Below are 22,944 nucleotides of genomic sequence, written 5' to 3' on the forward strand. Positions count from 1 at the left end.
ATAAGAAAAAACACAAGTTATGTAGTGAACCCCAAAAGTTAGACTTTATTCGGAGTAGAGAAATCTGCTCCGATTTTTTATTTTATGCAGCTAATTTTAGTCGATAAGCCACTGGGCTTAAACCATCTAATTTCACTTTAATTCTCTTATGATTGTAGTAGTGAATCCATTTTTCTATTGCCTCTTTTAATTCTTCAAAACTATGAAAGACTTTACCATAATACATTTCTTGCTTTAATAACCCAAAGAAATTTTCCATTAGAGAATTGTCTAAACAGTTTCCCTTACGGGACATACTTTGGAATATTTTATTATCCTTTAGACATTTAGAATAATTTTTCATTTGATAAGCCCATCCTTGATCAGAATGGAAAGTTCGACGATAGGGACAATCGCTTGTTCGTTCAATAGCTGCTAATTGAGCTTGCTCAATCGATTTTGCGTTCGGGTGATTAGAAATAGCGTAAGAAATAATTTCGCTATTGAACATGTCTAAGTAGGGATCTAAGTAGAGTTTTTTAACGGTTAAAATCCCATTATTTTTTTCATAGTATTTGAATTCCGTTGTATCAGTTGTGATTTTTTGATGAGGGATAGACGTATAGAATTTTCTGTGAATTCTATTTTTTGCTATTAGCCCTACTTTACCTTTATATGAGCTATATTTACGAGACTTACGCATAAACTTAATGACTTTCAATCCTAATTTCTTCATAATTCTCAAAACTTTTTTATGGTTAACCGTTCTTCCTCGAGTTTTAAGTTCGTTGGTAATACGTCTATAACCATATCGTTCTTCATGTTCATAAAAAATACTGGTAATTTCTTCCTCTAATTCTTTCTTTGGATTATCCATTTCAAAACGTTTTTGCCAATACATATAAGTAGCTTTTGGGAATTCTAACTCTGTTAGAAGCTCAACTAATTTGAATTGTCCTCGGAGGCTATGGATGATTTTCGCAAGTGTTTCATTTGTTGTTGGGCTTCCATTTTTCTTAGCTTCCTCAATTCCTTTAAATAGGCATTCTGTATTTCTAATGAGCGAACTCGTTTTTCTAATTCTTCAATCCGCTCTTGATCTGTTTGATTAGCTGGGTATGCTGCTGATTTGTTAGTTTTTTTAGGCATATTAGTTGGTCGACCTTTCTTACTGGAAAGTCCTTGAATGCCATTCTCTCTGAACTTTTTTACCCATCCAGCTAAAAGAGAATAGTTTGTTATTCCTAAACCGTTGCTAATTTCACGATAGGATTTTCCGCTTGTTTCATATAACTCTATCGCATCTAACTTAAATTGAACAGAATAACTTTTATTTATTTGACTACGACGTAGTCCAGACTCACCAAATTCCTTATAAGTACGTATCCAATGCTCAACTTGAGATTTATTTTTAATTTGGTACTTATTAGCTAAATATTGATAACCACCATAGCTTTTTAAATAATCTATAACTACTTTCATTTTAAATTCTTCATCATATTTCACCATAAAAAATACCCCCAAAAGTTAGATTTTTTGGTCTAACTTTTTTGGGGCAGTACATTAGCCTCATAACTAACTTGTGTTTAAATTTATGGTTACAATGGATAAGTTTAACTGAATAGAGTACCAAAGAAGTTGCTAATTTTATTCCATAAGTTTGTTAGGAAACCTTGTGTTTCTTCACTTGATAATTTATCTTTAGCGTTGTTTAAAAATTCTTTCCCGTTATCCATGATATCATCTTTTAAGTTGTTTAATTGTTCTTTTAACTGTTCGTTATCAATCGATGGCGAATTTTGGAACGCAATCATTGTCTCAATGATTTTTTCTTTTTGTTCTGGTGTCACGAAGTTCTCTAGTTGCTGGTTAGCCAATTCTTTATCCACAATCGTGGTGATTTTTTCTTTAGCTTGGTCAGCTGACATTTTATCTAATTTGTCATTGATTTTTTGCAACTCTAATTTAATATCGGCCATTGCAACAGCTAGATTTTCATCTGAGAATTGGTCGTTACCGCTATTACTATTAGTGATATCAGCTGTCACGGAACTTTCTTGTTGAGCAACTTCACGATTTTGGTCGCGCTCATGTTGTTCTTCTTCAGTGGTTGCAGGATCAACTTCATCGTAAATTTTGTAAATGCCTGCCAATGCACCACTTCCGTCCATAACGCGGACACTTGCGATTTTAATATCAGCGTCAAAAATACCTGATGTAATGGCAGCATTACGATAGTTTGCTTCGGTACGCGCGGTAATATTTTTGGGTGTCACGATTTCGACATTCACACCATCACCGTCGTTTGTTCTGACGATATAGGCACTACTATAGGCTTTTGAAGCGCTCGTGAATTCTGGAACATCCGTTACATATTTTACTAAGTCATCCCCATTTACGATAAATGAGTTATAAGATGAATCTTTATTGATTCCTAATAAGGTTAAAGTACTTTGCTGTTCTTCATTAGTTAGGCCATTTCCTAGGGCGACGTTTGGCACGTTCCAGCCTTCATTTTTTGCTTGAGCTGAGCTTGTGTCACTAGCTAAAGCGATGTTGGATGCCAGGAAACTCGCAATAATGGTCGTTGTGGCAAATAATTGTTTAGTTAATTTCATAGTGATACCTCCTGCGTTTATTATACGTCAAGTCCGTTTTAAATCAAAAATATCATCTGTATCTTAAAAAAATCCTAAAATTTAAACTAAGCAAATGAAGCCATTTTTAGTTATAATATATAGGTTAGTATTTAGAGAGTAGGGGAGAATAATGGATAATTATTTAGAGATGTATGCAAATTGGTACCCACAAACGTATCAGTTACGCCATTATCCAATGCAAAGTACCACCGCCACCGCTTTATCGGTTAAGAAACGTACAGAAGTTTATCGTACGTTGACGTCAGAACAGCAAGCCCTTTTAAATAAACATCGTAAATTTAAAATTCGCTCGCTATTTCTGAAAAATAATTATTTAAATGATTCCGAGTGGGTCTTTGAAACAGTCAACACGGATTGGTCCTATGACCGTAAAGAAAAGAGCTATCACTTGTTTTGTGATTGTGGGAAGGCATTGAAATATCAATTTGTCTTGAAATCAACCAAAAGTAAAAAGAAAATTAAACTAGGTATTTCTCATTTTGCTGATCATTTGGGGATTTCGCAAGTTGTTGCAAATGAAATTAAAACAGGTGTTAATCACATCGACCTTGCCTTAGATGAGTTGTTGTGGCTGAAAGATCGTGGTTATACCTTTCCAGAGGATTTGTGGAAAAAATATGCCTTCGCTTTGTATCGCAATAATACGTTGAAACGACCGGTGCATTTTAATCAACGTCTAGCGCAACGTGTGTTAGAGTTTCGAGAAATTAAGATGCCGATTTTTATTGCTGATTATCGCGCACTCCTAGATGAAATTGCGAAAGTTAACAAGCAAGTCTTTGATACCAATGAGCGTAATTTCGTGGCAAATCAAGAGGTGTTTGAAGCGTATTTTCGTGACTTAACAGGTGACATGAAGCAAGGTTATTTCAAACCAGATTACTTTTTTAACCGTAAATTCACGTTTGAGCCCACACTTGATTCAACTAAAAAAGGTAGAAAAGTCGCGCTAGAGGGTCATGATTTTATTGAATTATTACATTTACTAAAACAAATCGAACAAGCCAATGATGAGACGGGATTAGTGTTGTTTAAGAGTTATTTAGAAAAGAATCAACGTCTGATTATGGATCTTGACTTATATTGGATGATGTATGCAAAATTTAAGAAATATCAGTTCAAAGAAAATTTCTTTTTAGGTATTCCAAAAGTTTATCGTAACGGGTTATTACGAGCGTTGCGTGTTAAGGAACCAGTCAAAAAAGTAGCCAAACCTGAGACGACTACTACGAAATTGGTGAAAGAATCAAAAAAAGAGCAGACCAATCAAACGCTAGTGGTTCATTCCAAAACTAATAAAAAGCCATCAGTTAAGCCCGCCACTAAGCAACTGTTGGACTTATGGCAACATATTGATCAGGCGGAACAAGCGACTGTTTTAAAAGAATTTTTGGAAAATATTAATAAAGGCTAGCTTATCGTTTAATTATGTGTTATTATAAATAAGTAATATTTTTTAAAAGTCATGGAGCCAATGTTTTCGATGTTATCTCTTAATGAATTTTAGATTTTACAATAATTTATAGGAGGTAATTTCATTATGGAAACTGGTACAGTTAAATGGTTTAACGCTGAAAAAGGTTTTGGGTTTATCACTCAAAGCAACGGTCAAGACGTATTTGCTCACTTCTCAGCTATTCAAGGCGAAGGATTCAAATCTCTTGAAGAAGGTCAAGCAGTAACATTTGATGTTGAATCATCAGATCGCGGACCTCAAGCCGTAAACATCGTTAAAGCTTAATTTTAAACTTTAAAATTAAATTAATGAATAATAAAACCGTTCAATTCTCATTGAGGATTGAACGGTTTTTTGTATTTTATAAACATTGATGGTCAATTAAATGACGTGTGATAACCTCATGATTTAATTGAACGCCACTACCAGCTGCTGTGGGGCGTAGTATTTTACCGTTACTAATTTTGAATGGCTGGGTGATGACGTCTTCATAAAAATAACGATCAGAAGCTGATATATCACCAGGAAATGTTAAACTCATTTGAGCAGCAAATTGTAAGTTTAAGGCTCTGCCAACTCCTGATTCATACATGCCACCTAACCAGACAAGTAGATCGTGCTTACGGCAATAGTCTAAAATTTTAAAGGCTTCCATTAATCCCCCAACTCGAGGTATTTTTAAATTTATCGCACGACAACTATGCAATTGGTGCGATAATTCAACATCCTTGAGGCTCTTAATGTTTTCATCTAAACAAATAGTCGTGGCTAATTCTTGCTGTAAGGTCGCGTGGTCGAGAAAATCATTATCGGCAAAAGGTTGCTCAATCATTTCTAATTGATAAGCATCAAGTTGTTTCAAATGTTGACTATCGCTTAGAGAGTAGGCAGAGTTTGCATCGACCATTAGCTTTAAATCTGGGAAATGCTGACGTAATGTTTTGACTGGAATCATGTCGTAACCAGGCTTAATTTTTAGTTTAACCCTTGTATAACCTTCTGCAATGAAATTCGCCACTGTCTGTACGAGTTGTGTCATATCTTCGATAATTCCAATACTCACCCCAACTGCTACTTCATTATGTAAAGCTTCAGGCATTAACGTTCCTAAGTTTTGATTAGTACGACGAGCATATAAATCCCAAACCGCCGTTTCCAAACACGCTTTTGCCATCTCGTTTCCTTTAATCGAGCTGAATAATTCATACACCTCGCTTGGATGACTAAGTGTAGTCTTTTTTAGTAGAGGGACTAAAAACTGTTGAGCGATTAAGCGAGAACTGGCAAGAGACTCGTATGTATATTCCGGCGTCGCGAGTGTGACTAATTCGCCGTAGCCTTGCGTGCCAAGTTCATCGGTTAGTACAATCAAATCAAAGGCTTTTTCTTTTAATTCCCCGTAACTTGTTTTGAAAGGTGCTTTTAAAGGAAGCGCCAGTTGATACCAATCAATTTGTTTAATTTGCATGAGGTACCTCCAAGAGTATATGATGAATGATTTTTTTGAAAATTTCTGGTCGTTCAAGGTGCACACAATGACCAGTGTTTGCCACAGTCGTCACCTGTAGTTGTGGTTGGATACGTTTCATCTCACTAGCGATTTTAACAAATTTATTATCGAGCTCTCCGACAATTAAGTGAATGTTTGGTTCAGTTAAGTTGGCTAAGGTGTCCCAGTAAGAAGGTTGTCGTCCAGTTCCCATATACTGCAAGCTACACGCTAAACCAACCTTTTGCTGGGTTAATCGTTCATTACGCACAGCTTGTTGCACGTCAAGTGATAGTTGTTTTTGAGTATTAAACAATGGAATATTTTGCCAAAAGTCGACAAAGTCAGTTAAAGGTTGATTGATTAAGCGGCCAGCTAAACGTTGGTCGCTTATTTTGCGCGCCTTGCGTTCTTCCTCAGTTTTTAAACCAGGTGAACCACTTTCTAAAATGATGTGTTCAAACCGTGCCGGCATTAGCGTGGCTAATCCAAGCGCTAAACGAGCGCCCATTGAATAACCGAGCAAACTGACGCGTTGCAAGGATAAACACTCTAATAATTGAATTAAATCATTCAAAACTTGCTCAAACTGGTAACGGTAAGGATGAACAAAGACGCTTGATTGACCGTGTCCGAGAATGTCAACGAGTAAATAGTTATAAGTCGGTGTGGTTATATTGGGTGCATTGTCATTTTCATCGACTAAAAAACGGAATGTTTCACTCGTACCTGTAAAGCCATGCAAACAGACCAGAGTTGGTTGATTTTTAACGAAAGGGGCTAGCCATTCGTAATGATAGGCTACCCCGTTAATTAATTGTTTCATATTATAGACTTCCTTTGATAGCTTGCATGATGTCGTCGAGTAATTGGACGTTACGTTCGCGATTATCTTGCACTTCAATTATTTGGAAGTGAGGTGAATGTTGAGTACTCATTAATCGTTTTTTCAATCCGTCTAGTGAATCGGCCAAATAGTAGTCAGCCCCGTAAAGTTGTGCCACTAAGCTAAAGTCCATTTCAAGCGGGGTGCCAAATAATGGTTCAAAGTCACTTGCTTCTAATTGATTTTGTGATAAATAAGAGAAAATCCCCCCACCGTTATTATTTAAAAGTACAATTGTTAAAGATAATTGATAAGCTTTTGCCAACTGTAAGCCGTTCATATCATGATAAGTGGCTAAATCGCCAATTAACAAGACATTTTGCTTATCAGGATTGGCTGCACAAATACCTAGTGCGGTTGAAATAATGCCATCAATGCCATTAACCCCACGATTACCATAGACGTTGAAGGCTTTTTTGGTAGGTTGGCTAAAACGCTCAACATGACGAATCGCCATACTATTTGATAAGAATAAGTTTCCATCTTTCGGCATGGTTTCGTGCACCAGACGACTAGCAGTTATTTCAGATAAATCAATTGACTGAAGGTGCTCTTTGACAATTTTTTGCGTTTGCTTTTGAGCGTTAATCCATCTATTAGTCCAAAAATCCATTGCTGCTTCTGACGGATAAGAACTAGTAAGTAATTGTTTCACCAACGTGCGCGAGTTGCTTGTAATCATTAAGCGACCTTGACGCAACGAATCTTCCCAATAGCCTTTCTCATCGACTTCAATCACGATGGTGTCTTCAATTGACAAGCCTTTTAACCACAACATGATATTTTTAGAAACCGGTAAGCGCCCTACTCGAAACACGGAGGTTGGCTTTTCATCAGTTAATTCACTAATGAATAAATCTGCCTGTGACATAATCAAGTCAGATTGGATGCCACAGTTATCTAAATTAGATAACGGGTCACCCATTATAGGCCAGTTTAGTTTGATGGCTAATTTAACCCAAAGTGCGGTTTCTTCAACAGTCAATCCTCCGCCTAAAACAAAGACGCCAGCTTGTCGATTGAGCATATCGGCTAAGTATTTTAAGTCGTTATCATCAAGTTGCATCTGCCCTTTTAAGTGACTGATATAATGCGGATGATGTTGTTTTTTCGGTGATAAATCAGGTAACAACGGTTCGCGTAATGGGAAGTTCAAATGAACAGGTCCACTTGGTATTTGCGTCGCAATTTCAGGCATACGACGTCCTTGCCAAAAGGCATACTGACGCATTGTGTCAGTTGCTTCAGGTAATGCCATTTCAGCAAAAAATTTCACTTGTTGATTGAACAAATTCAGTTGGTCCATCGTTTGTGAAGCCGCAACTTGACGTAATTCGTGTGGGCGGTCTGTCGTTAATACAATGAGTGGGACACCGCTAGCTTGTGCTTCACAAATAGCTGGAAAGTAGTTGGCAGCGGCTGTTCCAGATGTACAAACAAGAACAACAGGTTTCAAGGTTGCTTTGGCTAATCCTAGTGCAAAAAAGGCTGCTGAACGTTCATCCACTTCCACGAACGTTTTGATATTAGGCTCACGGTGGAGTAGTAAGGAAAGAGGGGTTGAACGTGAACCGGGGCTTATCACAGCGTAGTTGACGTTGCCAACAACTAAACCTTCAATAAATGATTGCAAATAATCTGTTATGTCACTTTGATGTGTCATCTAGTTGTCCTCCAATTCCTCTTAACATCGGTCTAAATTTTACTTTTGTTTCGATTCGTTCAAGTTCAGCTTGTGAGTCGGCGACAATACCACATCCAGCAAATAATCGTCCGGTTTCACCATGGAAGACACCTGAACGAATGCCTACCGCAAACTCCCCTTGATCAGTCGTTGGTTGATACCAACCAATCGGCGCGCCGTATAATCCGCGATTTAGAGGTTCATTTTTACGAAGCCATTCTAGCGCTAACGCCTTGGGTTCACCACCTAAAGCAGGTGTTGGGTGAAGTTGTTCAACGACATCTAAGAAACGAGTTGCCTCTGAGCGCTGCGCGATAATCGGTAAGTGTAAATGTTGAATGTCACGATTTTTAAGTAAGACGGGCTCATGAGCGTGAATCTCCGTTTGTGTGATGTTTTCTAAATCTTTAATAATACGTTGCACGACAATGAGATGTTCTTTGCGATTTTTTTGATCATTCAATAACGCCTCACCTAGTTGTTGATCTTCTAATTCGGTAGTACCTCGTGGGGTAGAACCCGCAATGCTAGCTGTCACTAATTGCTTGGCGGTTGCCTTTAATAAACGTTCCGGGGTAGCGCCAATAAAGGTGTGCTCACCAGAACTCAAGCTAAAGAAATAAGTAGCCGCTTGCTGTTGTTTTAAACGTGCCACAATTTGAGCGGGTTCAAATACTTGGTCTTGTTCGACAGCTGTTTCACGAGCTAGTACCACTTTAGTTAGGGCAGGCTGTGTTTTGATTTCATTGACGGTTTCTTCAACTAAACTAACCCAAGCTTGCGTTGCGACTTCTTCAGTTTCAACTTGTGTAACAACAGGAGAGTCCGTAAGTACTTGTGCGACAAGGTGTTCAAATGATGCGATACGTTGCTGCCAAGCGTCTGCTAATGATGTATGGTCATCATGTTTGATGTTAATTGTTAAATAAGTTTGCTCTTCATGATTAGTTATGATAAAGGTTGGTATGAAGAAGTAGCCTTGTGCCAATTCTCCCCAAGTATCAGCCGGTTGACAGTCTGCTTGGTCAAAAGAAAAACCACCAACTAGCAAGCAACCAGTCGCTTCAATTTTTTGATCAAGGTCTGATCCTTCAAAGATACTGCTATTGGTTGGAAGCTGCTTAATTTTTGTGAGACTAGCCTGAGCTTCGCTTAGCAACATTTCAGCCCCCCAAGCACAAAATTGAGTGGTTTGATCAGGTGTTTCCCAGTACATGTTAGGTTTTAGCTGATCGTTAGTGATTTTTTTGTAAAAAGTTAACGGTGAGTCAGTGCAATCAAGCGGCATGACCCAACTATAATAATCATGTTTAGGAGTTGTTAATAATTGACTTGGTATCATCATGTCGGATAAACACGTCTCTTTCTTTGGTTAATAAACGATGCTTAGCTAATTTACCACTAGCGGTTTTAGGCAATGCATCGCATAAATAAACTTTCTTTGGTTGCTTGTATTTGGCTAATTTACTGCTAGCAAATTGTTGCAAATCTTCAACCTTTACAGAGTGGTTTGCTACTACATAGGCAACGGGAATTTGTCCCCATCTATCATCTGATTCACCAACGACTGCGACTTCAGTGAGGGCGGGATGTTGCTTTAAGACAGCCTCGACTTCAGCGGGATAGATATTTTCTCCACCTGAAATAATTAATTCGCTCAAACGACTAACGACAAATAAGTAGCCTTCCTCATCTAAGTATCCTAAGTCACCGGTTCTAAACCAACCGTCGCTCGTCCATTTGGCTAAATGACTAGCTGTTTCATTTAAGTAATGCGTAATGACTTGTGGGCCTTTTAATTGAATTTCACCTGTTTGCTTGGCTGGTAATCGTTGGTTATTTTCATCCACAATCCTTAGAGACATACCATGAAGGGGTAAGCCACTAGCCCCAATTTTTTTCAAGGCATCGTTGGCAGAAAGGGCGACCACTTGTGAGCATGTTTCGGTCATGCCATAAGATTGAATGACCGGTAGTTCGAGTTCACGACACGTTAACAATGTTTCTTTTGCAACAGGACCGCCTCCTGATAAAAAGGTCTTAAAAGTAGGAGGATAGTGGGCATCTGTTGGAACGTGCGTTATCATTTTTTCTAACATGTAAGTCACGACTGAGGCAATTGTAACGCGTTCGTTCACAATATCTGTAGTCAATTGTTCAGCATCAAATTTTGGATAGAGGCTAATGCTGCACCCTGTGATAAGTTGACGCAAGACAATGGACAGGCCACTAATATGAAAAAGTGGTACGGCACAAGCCCAACAGTCTTTAGCAGTTAAGCCCATATTTAGCTGTGCTGATTTAACGTTTGCTTGATGATTACTAAAACGTTGAACGACACCTTTTGGCTTGCCTGTCGTACCAGATGTATACATGATTGAGGTGATATTATTTGCCTCAACTAAACGATCAGACTGCTGACTCTTAGACGGTAACAAGCGGCTATCTAGTAGTACAATCTGGCTAATCGATGATAGGGTTGTATGAAATTTAACTTCAGACACAACGAACGTCACTTTAGCATCATGCAATTGAAAAAGCAGTTCATCCTGACTCAAATGAGTATTTAGGAACAAAATGTCTTTTTCAAGCGACCATAATGCTAAAATGACGTAATACATTTCATCGGAATTTTGGCTCATAAGCCCAATTGTTTTTTCAGAAGTGGGTAGTAAAGCAGCTAGGTAGTCCATCCACCTAGCCACTTTTTGACCGACTTCTTCGTAACTAATCGTTTGATTGTTCCAGTAGAGAGCAGGTTGCGTTGGTATGTCGTTTATTTTTTCAGTTAATAAACGTAACATTTAATTCACTCCTATGGGAATTTTGGAAATTGATCGAAATTAGGTTGGCGTTTTTCTTTAAATGAATCGCGACCTTCTTTCGCTTCATCCATTGTGTAGTAAAGTAACGTTGCGTCACCAGCTAATTGTTGGATACCTGCTAGTCCATCAGTATCAGCGTTCATTGACGCTTTTACCATACGTAATGCTAATGGGCTCATGGTTAAGATTTGTTCTGCCCATTCCATTGTCACATCTTCGACTTCAGCTAGTGGCACAACAGTGTTTACCCAACCCATTTCTTCCGCCTCTTTGGCGTTATATTGTTTACACATGAACCAAACTTCTTTAGCTTTCTTATGGCCAATAACGCGTGCTAAGTAGCCAGAACCATAACCACCGTCGAAGCTACCTACTTTAGGACCAGTTTGTCCAAAAATAGCATTATCTGCTGCAATTGTTAAGTCACAGACTAATTGTAAGACGTTACCGCCACCGATTGAGTAACCTTTTACCATCGCGATAACAGGTTTTGGAATCACACGGATTAAACGTTGTAAGTCTAAAACATTTAGACGAGGAATATTATCAGAACCAACGTAACCACCATGGCCACGAACTTTTTGGTCCCCACCAGAACAGAAGGCTAAGTCCCCTGCACCTGTTAAAATTATTAAACCAATTGACATATCGTCACGAGCGATTGAAAATGCATCAATCATCTCCATTACTGTTAATGGCGTAAAGGCGTTGCGTACTTCTGGACGATTAATCGTAATTTTTGCTACTTTACCTTCTTGTTCAAATAAAATTTCTTGGTATTCTTTGATTGTTACCCAGTTTCTCATTTACGAGACCTCCTCAAATTCATTACTCTCATTATACATAAAAACACACGCAAATGGCTAAAATTTGTTTTAAATATGTTATACTTTTTACAAATTAATAGCTAGGAGGTATTGAGATGGACGTGTTATCGTATTTAAATATTCAGGTGATTTCAAAAAGTAAAGAACAAGTAGAGTTAGCAATGCTAATCGAAGATTTCCATAAACAACCATTTGGCATTATGCATGGTGGCATGAATGGTGTTTTGATTGAAACAGCGTGTAGTTTAGGCGCACTCGAATATCTTGAGCCACCTGTCACTGTACCAGTCGGACTTGATTTACAAGTGAATCATTTGAAAAGCGTCTCAAATGGTGAATTACGCGTAATTGCGTCGCCATTGCATGTGGGGAAACAAACACAAGTCTGGCAAGCAGATATTTATCAAAGTGAACAATTAACGAGTACGGGACGTTGTACCTTAATAAATAAAACAATGAAATAAAGATTTGTGGGTAGTTAACGTGTAACAGAAGTACAAGAGCTATTTGACGTGGTGACAACCACGTTTTTTTTGTATTTTTTTAAAAAAATGGTTCATTTATTGTTTGTATTGTGATATTATTCGCTTGTTCGAAGAAAAAAGTTATTTTATGTTAAAGGGGAAAACATGATGAAAAGAAAATTTATTAGTATGTTATCTTTGTCAGCGGTACTACTGTTAGGGGCATGTAGTAACCAAGAAAAAGAAAAGGCGAGTGATAACAGCTCAACAGATGAATCAACAGAGGTGACGTCAGGTGCATCAGCCAATGCCAGTGCTAATTTCGAAGGGCTAAAAGACGAATACGATGTGGTAATTATCGGAGCTGGTGGTGGTGGAATGGCTGCTGCAATCGAAGCGAAAGAAAAGGGCTTAGAGCCAGTAATTTTTGAAAAAATGCCAGTTGCAGGTGGTAATACAATTAAAGCATCAGCTGGAATGAATGCTTCAGAAACCAAGTTTCAAAAAGAAGCAGGCATTGTGGATAAAAATGAAACCTTCTTCGAAGATACGATGAAAGGTGGAAAAGAAACCAATGATGAAGCGCTTGTTCATTATTTAGTCGATCATTCTGCTTCAGCAATAGATTGGTTGGATTCAATGGGGATTACCTTAAGTAATATTACAACAACAGGTGGAATGAGTGTTGAACGTACACACCGCCCAGCTGATGGCTCAGCGGTCGGACAATACTTAGTGTCGGGCTTACTTCGAAATATTGAAGAACGCGAGATTCCGCTTTATACGTATTCTGATGTCAAAGAAATTACGATGGCGGATGGCAAAGTTTCAGGCGTAGATGTTTTATTGAATAATGAGGAAGAAAAAGAGATTAAAGCCGATGCGGTTGTTATCGCAACAGGTGGATTTGGTGCTAACTTCGATATGTTGACTAGCTACAATGAGTCACTAGGTAAATTTGTGACCACTAACCAAGAAGGAAGCACAGGTGATGGTATTAAGATGGCACAAGCCGATGGCGCTGAAGTCGTTGACATGGCCGAAATCCAAATCCATCCAACAGTAGAACAAGATACGGCAATGTTAATTACCGAAGCGGTTCGCGGAGAAGGAGCGATTTTAGTTTCTGATCAAGGGACACGTTTTGTCAATGAAATGGAGACACGTGATAATGTGTCGGCTGCTATTTTGGAGTTAGAACAACCAAGTGCTTATTTGATTTTTGATAGTGGTGTGAAAGAACGTGTGACAGCGATTGATTTTTACGAAGAAGCTGGATTAACAACAAGCGCCAATACCGTGAAGGAACTGGCAGATAAAATCAAAGTTGATGCTAGTGCACTGGAAGCTACTGTCGCTGATTGGAACAAGAGTGTTTCTGACGGTAAAGACACAACGTTTGGTCGCGAAACTGGTATGAAGCATGATTTATCAAAACCAGACTACTACGCAATTAAAATCGCACCAGGTATTCATCATACAATGGGTGGTTTAAAAATTAATACGAAGACAGAAGTATTAGATAAAGAGGGTAAGGCGATTCCAGGTATGTTTGCTGCAGGGGAAGTGACAGGCGGTATTCACGGGAAAAATCGTATTGGTGGTAATGCAGTTGCTGATATCATTATTTTTGGTCGACAAGCTGGTGACCAATCAGCGGCTTATGTGAAAAAATAATATTAAATGTAAAAGGTTGTGATGCTAGTCACAACCTTTTTTTGTCTTAGTTAATAAGTGTTCGTGGAGGAGTATCATCATCAGTAAGATAACGCCTAAATAATAGGGAAATAGTTTAACAGATAGGTGGTTTGCTAGTAAGCCAAAAAGTGGTGGCATGATACAGGTACCAAAATAGGCAAAAGCCATTTGAATCCCAATAATAATTTGTGACTTATCTTCACCAAAATGAAGGGGTGTTGAATGAATGATACATGGATAAATTGGCGCACAACCTAAGCCAATCATGATTAATCCAACTAATGCTAATATGGAACTAAGTGGTAATAAAACGAAAGCAATGCCCAACAAAATTAAAAACTGACCAAGACGAATCATCTGGGTATCATCCATTCGAAAGGTGAGAAAACCACTGATTGCACGTCCAATGGTAATCCCAATGAAAAATAGACTAGCAAATTCAGCCGCTTTTTCAGTAGAGATGCCTCGTGCTAGTTGTAAGTAACTGCTAGACCATAAAGAAGCCGTTTGTTCAAGTGCACAGTAGCAGAAAAAACACCCCATGATTTCTTTAGTACCAGGGATTTTCATTACTTCTTTAATTGCAAGGGGTTGGTCAGTATGTGTGTGTGTTGTCACAGTTGTGTTGTTTTCTTCTTGAGCGAAGTCAGCTATCTTCTTTTGTTTCCAAAGCGGTAAAGAGCATAGTAACAAAGCACTTAAAATAATTTGTATGAGACCAATATACAGGTAGCCTTTGTGCCAGTCTTGTTGACTAGTTAGCGCATATCCCATAATGTAAGGACCAATTGTTGCGCCCACACCCCACATACAATGTAACCAACTCATATGGCGACTTTCATAGTTGACCGCAACATAATTATTCAAACTAGCATCGACACTGCCAGCTCCTAGTCCATAGGGAATTGCCCATAAGCAAAGCATCCAGAAGTTTGCGGATAAGTTAAACCCAAGTAAAGCAATGGCAGTTAACACTACACTAACGGCAGTAACTTTACCAGTCCCTAAGCGTTTGGTTAAACGATCGCTTTGTAGGCTAGAAATAATGGTTCCGATGGCGATAATCATTGAGAGAATACCAGCATAAGAGATTGGGACGCCAAGTTCAGGATACATAGTCGGCCAAGCTGATCCGAGTAGAGAATCCGGTAGTCCTAAACTAATAAAGGCCAAATAAATAATAGCGAGTAATAAATGTGTCATCATCATATTCCTTTTTATTTCTTCTATAATACAGAAAAAATTGTGTAACCGTTTTAATGATACATGATAAAAAAGGATGTGAAAAGGTCACATCCTAAAATAGTATCAAAGGTTATTGCGTTTTAAATTCTTTTTCGATTTGTAAACGTTGGACTTTCATCGTTGCTGTTCTTGGGATTTCTTCAAATGGTTTGATGATTGGGTGATTCAAGTGTGGTAGATCTTCGATTTGTTTCCACCAAGCATCCCAATCCATCTCTTCATCTGGTCCTAATGCAATAATTGGTTGTGGTAAATTATCTTTATCACGCACAATTACGACTTCGGCTAGGAAATCTAAGTTATCTAACAAATAATCTTCCAAGGCTAAGTTACTATTAATATTCTTGATTAAATCGACTTGACGGTCTTTCAAGTATAGTTGACCGTTGTCATCAATCATTCCCCAGTCACCACTATCCCACCATTCGCCGTGAACGGTAGATTGGAAACGGTCATCTTCTTTGTAGTAAGTTAAGGCGCGACCTTTAGATAAGAAGTGGATGTGCCCATCAGTATTAGCGGGTAATTCATTACCTTCTGGGTCAGCAATTCGAGCTTTGGTTAACCCTTCTAAACCAATTCCCATATTACGGGCGTTGTTGCTGTCAATTGTATCTAGAGTATGAGCTTTTAAAATCATCGGGCCACATTCACTTTGACCATAAACTTGTAGGAAGATAGGATCATTTGCTTTTGCGGCTTCTAAGAAAGTTTTCATTGTCCCGTTATTAATCGCGTCAAAAGTTGAGTGGAAGTATTTTAAGCTCGCGAAGGCTTCAGGGCGTGCTTTGGCTGTGAACGTCCATTGTACAAAGTTGTTAGGATGGGTTTCCATTGCGATTGGTTGATGTTTTTCGACCATATCAGCGACTACTTGGCTATCTGAACTACTAATTGGCATCATTGGGAAGCCCATCGCCATTAATGAAGATACCCCGATGTTAAAGCGAGAGTGAACAGGTGAGATATGGAACGCTACTAAACGTTTCGCTTCAATACGTGTAAAAATAGTACGTTGCCATAGGGTACGCCAACCCATTGAATTCGCTGAGTGACAAATTAATTTTGGAATGCCTGTTGTACCGGATGTATGTGTCATGTAGCTAATTTGATCTAACGGTAAGATACCTTGTTCAACAGGAGTAGCTGGTTGTTCTAAGAGCTTCGCTACTTCAATTTTACGGTCCGCAGAACTATTGCTAATTGCTTCAACGACCTCTTTGGTTTCATCGTCAAATAAGATAAAAGGATTTTCTAAACGGTCCACAAACACTTCCATTGTTTCAGTAGGGAAGTGGTAAGAAATCATTGCAGGTACTGCTCCTAAATAAGACGCAGCGACTGCTAATAAATAAGTATCAAAGCGAGGGCTTTTGAAAATAATGATTTTATCTTCTTTTTTTACGCCAAGTCTAGCTAGTTGATACGCGCGTTTTTTAATAATTTCTAAACTTTGCTCGTAAGTTGTATGGGTTCCTAATTCTGGAAATGAAGCAAGAACTTCATCAAAAATAATTGGAGTAGTCGGTGCTTCTTGAGCTGCGACTTGATAATTACTGTATAAATTCAATGGTTGATAACTCAAAATATCCATTAAAACCCTTCTTTCTATTCATCATTTATTTGGTTATTATGTGAAATAACTAACAAGTATTATAACATTAATAAACATTGTTTTTGAAGATTAAAAACAAAAAAATGAGCTGTTTTTTCAGCTCATTTGATAAGTGTCTACTTTTTTTGTTTGAAATAGTAAACGGGTAGACCAAGTACCGTTAGAAGAATGCCGACTAATGCTAATGATGTTTGAGTAAATAGGGTGTTAATGACAATAAATAGTCCCCCTAAAATTGCTACTAGCGGTATTACCGGATAAAGTGGTACTTTATAAGGTCGCGCTAAATCGGGTTCCCTTTTTCTTAATATAAAAACTGCAACAAAAGTTAGTGTATAAAAAATCCAAATAACAAAGACTAACATGTCAGTGAGTAAGTCAAAACTGCCAGAAAACATCATCAAAATGGCAATGGCTAAAATGACCAAACTACTATTAAAAGGTACTTTTGTTTTGTTTGTTAATTTTAAGAAAAATTGATTGAATGGTAGTAATTGACGTTCAGCCATAGCAAAAGGCACGCGCATACCTGTCATCGTATAGCCGTTAATCCCACCGTATACCGAAATTAGGATGCCAAGCGTAACCAGCTTTCCGCCCAATTGTCCAAATAAAACTTTAGCAGCATCGCTTGAGGCGTTGCTGTTTCCTGCAATATCACTCATAGGTAGTGCAAAGAGTAACGCTAAATTCATCAACAAGTAAACGATCATGACAAAGAATAGTCCTAATGAAATCGCTTTGGGTAAATCTTTTTTAGGATTTTTCATTTCGCCGGCAATATTACCAACTAAAATCCAACCATCATAAGCAAACATCGTAGCTAATAAGCCATTTCCGAGTTTTGACCATAGACTTCCTGAAGCCGTTATTGAATCTGGTAGGAGGCTAACATCCACTGTATGAGGTGTCATCAAGCCAAAAATGATAATTAAAAAGAGAGGGATTAATTTGAAAATGGTTGTGATAGATTGAAAAGCACCACCAATTTTTGCCCCAAGTAAATTAATTAAGGTAATCGAAGTTGCACATAATATAGCGATGATTATTAATAACTGCTCGTTCAAATGGAACAAGTTGATAAACTGCGTCGCAAAAATAATCGATAATGCCGCAATGTTGGCTGGAAAGTACACGATTGTTTGTGCCCACCCTAAAAGGAAAGAAGCTAATTTGCCATAAGCACGTTCGATATAAACCATCATACCACCAGTTTTTGGGATTGAGGCAGCTAATTCGGCGCCAGTTAGTCCGGCACAAATAGAAATAATGCCACCTAATAGCCAAGCAATTAGCCCTAGTGATTCGTTGTCTGTTAAAGAATAAACGGTTGCTGATTTAAAGAATACCCCTGCACCAATCACAGTTCCCATTACAGTTGCTAGCGCTGGAAAGAAGGTAATTTCTTTTTTTAATTCTGATTTCATAAATCCCCCTAATGATACTAAGATTGAAAAAAATATTATATCACAAGCTTTAATAAGATAGAAAACATAATTTTTTTAGCGTGATCATAAAAGTAATTGTAAACGTTTCAATTGTTGGTTAGAATGGATGTATTAAGATTGTCCGAATAATTAAGGATAATTGAAGGAGGAACATTATGGTGGCTGATAGTTTAGCAAGATTTTTAGAAGAAAATTTAATCGCGTTGAATGACAAAGGATTATTCAATACGATTGATGTGATTGAAGGGGCAAATGGTCCAGAAATCATGATTGAAGGGCGCAAGTTGATTAACTTTGCTTCCAATAACTATTTAGGTTTTGCGACACATCCAGAATTAATTAAAGCTGAAATTGAAGCAGCTGAAACATACGGTGTTGGTGCAGGAGCAGTGCGCACCATTAATGGCACATTAGATATTCACCGTGCCTTAGAACAAAAAATAGCCGAATTTAAAGGAACCGAAGATGCGATTGCTTTTCAATCAGGTTTCAACTGTAATATGGGAGCTATCTCAGCTGTGATGAAAAAAGGTGACGCGATCTTATCAGATGAGTTAAACCATGCCTCTATTATTGATGGTTGTCGTTTATCTGGCGCAAAGATTATTCGTGTCAAACACCAAGACATGGCTGATTTAGAGGCTAAAGCCAAAGAAGTGACCGAAAGTGGCGAGTACAATAAAGTCATGTACATTACTGATGGTGTTTTTTCTATGGATGGCGACGTGGCTAAAATAGACGAAATCGTCTCCATTGCCAAAAAATACAATCTAATTACGTATGTTGATGACGCGCACGGCTCAGGTGTGATGGGGGCAGGTGCTGGGACGGTTAAACATTTCCACATGCAAGAACATATTGATTTCCAAATGGGGACTCTCTCAAAAGCTATTGGTGTAGTGGGTGGCTATGTAGCCGGTTCTAAACAATTAATTACTTGGTTGAAATCACAAGCGCGCCCGTTCCTGTTTTCAACCTCGTTAACACCGGGAGCAGCGGCTGCGGCCTTAAAATCAATTGAATTGATGCAAAATAATCCTGAGTATGTTGAGAAACTGTGGGAAAACGCTAATTACTTTAAAGGAAAATTACAAGCCATTGGCTACGATATTGGTGTATCTGAAACACCGATTACCCCAGTAATTATAGGTGATGAAGCGCTAGCCCAAACATTCTCAAAAGCGTTAATCGAAGCCGGCGTTTATGCTAAACCGATTGTCTATCCAACCGTCCCTCTAGGAACAGGTCGTATTCGTAATATGCCAAATGCAGCGCATACAAAAGAGATGATGGACCACGCCTTAGCAATATACGCAAAAGTCGGCAAAGAGCTTGGGATTATTTAACTAATTGCACTAAAAAATAGAATAGGAGCAAACATATGAGAAGAATTTTAGTAACGGGTAGCTTAGGTCAAATCGGATCAGAATTAGTCGAGCGTTTGCGTCAAGATTTTGGGATAGAGAATGTTATAGCGACTGATATTCGTCAACCCATTAACAATCCAGTAGTAGATAACGGTATTTTTGAATTGTTGGACGTCATGGATTATCAAGCGATGCGTGAAATGGTCGCAAGTTATCAAGTCGATACGTTAATTCACTTGGCAGCCTTACTTTCAGCTGTTGCGGAAGCGAAACCTCAAGTTGGCTGGGAGCTTAATATGGGGGGATTAGTGAATGCCTTAGAAGTTGCCCGTGAGTTTAATTTGAAATTCTTCACGCCTAGTTCGATTGGGGCTTTTGGGCCAAATACCCCTAAAGACCAAACGCCACAAGACACGATTCAACGTCCGACAACGATGTATGGTGTAACCAAAGTAGCGGGAGAATTGCTATGTGATTATTATTATGAAAAATTTGGGGTCGATACGCGTGGGGTTCGCTTCCCAGGATTAATTTCTTATAAAACATTACCGGGTGGCGGTACGACTGATTATGCCGTGGATATTTACTATGCTGCTTTACAAAAAGGACATTATGATTGCTTTATTGCCCCGGGTACGTTAATGGATATGATGTATATGCCTGATGCGATTGATGCGATTATTCAATTGATGACAGTTGAACCGGAAAAATTAATTCATCGTAACGCCTTTAATATTTCAGCGATGAGTTTTGACCCTGAAATGATTAAAACGTCTATTCAAAAAGTTATGCCGGAATTTACGATGACTTATCAAGTCGATCCAGTTCGACAAACGATTGCCGAATCATGGCCGAACAGTATTGATTCGAGTTGCGCGATTAAGGAGTGGGGATTTGCGCCTAAGTATGATTTAGATGCGATGACGTGTGAGATGCTTACAAAATTAAGTGAAAAATTTAAGACAGAAAAAACTAAAATGAGAGAATTTTCATTGTAACATTTTTTATAATTGTCAGATTTTCGAGTCTGTGTTATAGTGGATTCAATCAGATAGCTATATCAGATAAAAGACACCTGAATTTGCACGCGTACTGTTAGAGAGGGAAATCCTGGCTGAAAATTTCCTAGTATAGCACAAAGGATGACCACTTTTTAGAATTTGGTTGAAACCAAGTCGGCAGGCGCCGTTATCGCATAATGAGTAGGGACTCAGTGTCTCTAAATTTAGGTGGAACCACGAAGTCAATTCGTCCTAATATTCCTATAACGGGAATATTAGGGCTTTTTTTATTTTCTAAAAACAATAAGGGGGACAAAATATGTCAGAAATTAAAATTACTTTCCCAGATGGCGCAGTCAAAGAGTTCGCAGCAGGCGTTTCAACTTTCGACATCGCTGAAAGTATCAGCAAAAGTTTAGCAAAAAAAGCCTTAGCAGGTAAATTTAATGGTGAGCTAGTTGATTTAGTTCGTCCATTAGAAGTTGATGGCTCAATTGAAATCATCACACCAGACCATGAAGATGCACTAGGTATCTTACGTCACTCAACCGCTCATTTAATGGCCAATGCGATTCGTCGTATTTATCCAAACGTTCACTTTGGGGTTGGTCCAGCGATTGAAAATGGTTTTTACTATGATACAGATAATGGTGAATCACCTATTTCAGAAGAAGATTTACCATTAATCGAAGCCAAAATGATGGAAATTGTGAAAGAAAACAATCCAATCGTCCGTAAAGAAGTGTCACGTGCTGAAGCGTTAGAATTATTTAAAGAAGATCCATACAAAGTCGAATTAATTACCGACTTACCAGAAGATGAAATTATCACAGTTTACGACCAAGGGGATTTCGTTGATTTATGTCGTGGGGTTCACGTGCCAAGTACTGGTCGCATTCAAGTCTTCAAACTATTATCAGTAGCAGGTGCTTACTGGAGAGGTAACTCAGACAATAAGATGATGCAACGTGTTTACGGAACTGCTTTCTTCGATAAAAAAGCCTTAAAAGAAGATATGCAACGCCGTGAAGAAGCCAAAGAACGTGACCACCGTAAATTAGGGAAAGAACTAGATTTATTCATGGTAAACCCTGAAGTTGGTTCTGGTTTACCATTCTGGTTACCAAAAGGTGCGACAATCCGTCGTACTATCGAACGTTACATTACGGATAAAGAAATCAGCTTAGGTTACCAACACGTTTACACACCCATTATGGCAAATGTGGAATTATACAAAACATCTGGTCACTGGGATCACTATCATGAAGACATGTTCCCACCAATGGATATGGGTGACGGTGAAATGTTAGTTTTACGTCCGATGAACTGCCCTCACCACATGATGGTTTACAAAAACGATATCCACAGCTACCGCGAATTACCAATTCGTATCGCTGAATTAGGCATGATGCACCGTTATGAAAAATCAGGTGCATTATCAGGATTACAACGTGTACGTGAAATGACATTAAATGATGGTCATACATTTGTTCGTCCAGACCAAATTAAAGACGAATTCAAACGTACATTACATTTAATGACAGAAGTTTATGCTGACTTTAATATTACTGATTACCGTTTCCGTTTAAGCTACCGTGATCCAGAAAATACTGAAAAATACTTTGATGATGATGAGATGTGGATTAAAGCAGAAGCGATGCTGAAAGAAGCAATGGATGACTTAGGTTTAGAGTACTTCGAAGCAACTGGTGAAGCAGCCTTTTACGGTCCTAAATTAGACGTTCAAGTTAAGACAGCTTTAGGAATTGAAGAAACACTATCAACTATCCAATTGGACTTCTTATTACCTGAACGTTTTGACTTAACTTACGTAGGTGAAGATGGTGAAAATAATCACCGTCCAGTCGTTATCCACCGTGGAATTGTTTCTACTATGGAACGTTTCGTGGCGCATTTGACTGAAGTTCACAAAGGGGCATTCCCAACTTGGTTATCACCAGTTCAAGGAACAATCATCCCAGTTAACTTAGACTTACATAGTGATTTTGCTTACCAAGTCAAAGAAAAATTAGTGGCTCACGGCTTACGTTTTGACGTGGATGCTCGTAACGAAAAAATGGGTTACAAGATTCGTGAATCACAAACACAAAAAATCCCTTATCAAGTTGTTGTAGGGGACAAAGAATTAGAAGAAGGCACTGTTAACGTTCGCCGCTATGGTAGCAAAGAAACAGCAACTGTAGCCGTTGACGAATTCGTAGCCAACGTAGTAGCCGAAGTGAAGAATTTTAGTAGAAATTAGAGTGATTGAATGAGCGCTTAGCTTTCGAGTAATATGC

The 22,944-nt window shown here is 38.4% G+C and carries 17 protein-coding genes and 1 pseudogene; 7 read left to right on the forward strand and 11 right to left on the reverse strand.

The genetic code is table 11. The features are described from left to right. Nucleotides 1-82 precede the first annotated feature (82 nt). Both FA707_RS02420 and FA707_RS02425 read right to left on the reverse strand, forming a co-directional pair. Nucleotides 83-1,488, reverse strand: a pseudogene (locus FA707_RS02420) (IS3 family transposase). Nucleotides 1,489-1,592: 104 nt separating this feature from the next. After that, nucleotides 1,593-2,597 carry a DUF1002 domain-containing protein gene (locus FA707_RS02425; protein WP_136952733.1) on the reverse strand — a complete coding sequence of 335 codons (1,005 nt, stop codon included), beginning with the start codon at nt 2,595-2,597 and terminating at the stop codon, nt 1,593-1,595. Between the two features lie 151 nt (nt 2,598-2,748). Here FA707_RS02425 and FA707_RS02430 point away from each other — a divergent pair, with 151 nt between their 5' ends. After that, nucleotides 2,749-4,053, forward strand: a complete 1,305-nt coding sequence (locus FA707_RS02430) for a hypothetical protein (protein ID WP_136952734.1) — start codon at nt 2,749-2,751, stop codon at nt 4,051-4,053. 126 nt (nt 4,054-4,179) lie between these two features. Next, nucleotides 4,180-4,380, forward strand: coding sequence for a cold-shock protein (locus tag FA707_RS02435; protein WP_135253950.1), 201 nt, complete (start codon nt 4,180-4,182; stop codon nt 4,378-4,380). Nucleotides 4,381-4,456: 76 nt separating this feature from the next. Here the strand turns inward: FA707_RS02435 and menC are convergent, their stop codons facing one another. From menC to menB, 6 genes are read right to left on the reverse strand one after another with little or no spacing between them, the layout of a single operon-like run. After that, entirely contained in the window at nt 4,457-5,563 is a 1,107-nt protein-coding gene (gene menC / locus FA707_RS02440; RefSeq protein WP_136952735.1) for an o-succinylbenzoate synthase, read from the reverse strand. Then, a complete protein-coding gene (menH, locus tag FA707_RS02445) occupies nt 5,553-6,410 on the reverse strand; it encodes a 2-succinyl-6-hydroxy-2,4-cyclohexadiene-1-carboxylate synthase (RefSeq protein ID WP_136952736.1) in 858 nt (285 codons plus the stop codon). The genes menC and menH overlap by 11 nt, the downstream gene beginning before the upstream one ends. 1 nt (nt 6,411) lies before the next feature. Next, complete coding sequence (menD, locus tag FA707_RS02450) at nt 6,412-8,133, reverse strand: 2-succinyl-5-enolpyruvyl-6-hydroxy-3-cyclohexene-1-carboxylic-acid synthase (protein WP_136952737.1); 1,722 nt, start codon at nt 8,131-8,133, stop codon at nt 6,412-6,414. Next, nucleotides 8,117-9,499: an isochorismate synthase gene (locus FA707_RS02455; RefSeq protein ID WP_136952738.1), complete on the reverse strand. Its 1,383-nt coding sequence runs from the start codon at nt 9,497-9,499 to the stop codon at nt 8,117-8,119. Before FA707_RS02455 ends, menD begins: the two co-directional genes overlap by 17 nt. Then, a complete protein-coding gene (locus tag FA707_RS02460; RefSeq protein WP_136952739.1) occupies nt 9,465-10,958 on the reverse strand; it encodes an o-succinylbenzoate--CoA ligase in 1,494 nt (497 codons plus the stop codon). The genes FA707_RS02455 and FA707_RS02460 overlap by 35 nt, the downstream gene beginning before the upstream one ends. Nucleotides 10,959-10,969: 11 nt before the next feature. Further along, nucleotides 10,970-11,785 (reverse strand): 1,4-dihydroxy-2-naphthoyl-CoA synthase, encoded by an 816-nt coding sequence (gene menB / locus FA707_RS02465; protein WP_136952740.1) that lies wholly within the window; start codon nt 11,783-11,785, stop codon nt 10,970-10,972. 116 nt (nt 11,786-11,901) lie between these two features. Between menB and FA707_RS02470 the strand changes: the two genes are divergently transcribed. Next, nucleotides 11,902-12,270 (forward strand): PaaI family thioesterase, encoded by a 369-nt coding sequence (locus FA707_RS02470; RefSeq protein ID WP_136952741.1) that lies wholly within the window; start codon nt 11,902-11,904, stop codon nt 12,268-12,270. A gap of 168 nt (nt 12,271-12,438) precedes the next feature. Then, entirely contained in the window at nt 12,439-13,947 is a 1,509-nt protein-coding gene (locus FA707_RS02475) for a flavocytochrome c (protein ID WP_136954159.1), read from the forward strand. Between the two features lie 24 nt (nt 13,948-13,971). Here the strand turns inward: FA707_RS02475 and FA707_RS02480 are convergent, their stop codons facing one another. The 3 genes from FA707_RS02480 to FA707_RS02490 all read right to left on the reverse strand — a co-directional run bounded on the left by FA707_RS02480 (nt 13,972) and on the right by FA707_RS02490 (nt 18,255). Further along, entirely contained in the window at nt 13,972-15,177 is a 1,206-nt protein-coding gene (locus FA707_RS02480) for an MFS transporter (RefSeq protein ID WP_281277687.1), read from the reverse strand. Between the two features lie 106 nt (nt 15,178-15,283). Next, nucleotides 15,284-16,807 carry a class I adenylate-forming enzyme family protein gene (locus FA707_RS02485; RefSeq protein WP_136952742.1) on the reverse strand — a complete coding sequence of 508 codons (1,524 nt, stop codon included), beginning with the start codon at nt 16,805-16,807 and terminating at the stop codon, nt 15,284-15,286. Nucleotides 16,808-16,944: 137 nt separating this feature from the next. Then, complete coding sequence (locus FA707_RS02490) at nt 16,945-18,255, reverse strand: APC family permease (protein WP_136952743.1); 1,311 nt, start codon at nt 18,253-18,255, stop codon at nt 16,945-16,947. 176 nt (nt 18,256-18,431) lie between these two features. On the opposite strand from FA707_RS02490, the gene FA707_RS02495 reads away from it, so the two are divergent. From FA707_RS02495 to thrS, 3 genes are all read left to right on the forward strand, one after another. Continuing rightward, entirely contained in the window at nt 18,432-19,622 is a 1,191-nt protein-coding gene (locus tag FA707_RS02495) for a glycine C-acetyltransferase (RefSeq protein ID WP_136952744.1), read from the forward strand. A gap of 35 nt (nt 19,623-19,657) precedes the next feature. Continuing rightward, nucleotides 19,658-20,641: an L-threonine 3-dehydrogenase gene (locus FA707_RS02500; RefSeq protein WP_136952745.1), complete on the forward strand. Its 984-nt coding sequence runs from the start codon at nt 19,658-19,660 to the stop codon at nt 20,639-20,641. Between the two features lie 322 nt (nt 20,642-20,963). Then, complete coding sequence (gene thrS, locus FA707_RS02505; RefSeq protein ID WP_136952746.1) at nt 20,964-22,907, forward strand: threonine--tRNA ligase; 1,944 nt, start codon at nt 20,964-20,966, stop codon at nt 22,905-22,907. Nucleotides 22,908-22,944: the final 37 nt, after the last annotated feature.

It is taken from the genome of Vagococcus zengguangii, assembly GCF_005145005.1.
GTDB lineage: Bacteria > Bacillota > Bacilli > Lactobacillales > Vagococcaceae > Vagococcus_A > Vagococcus_A zengguangii.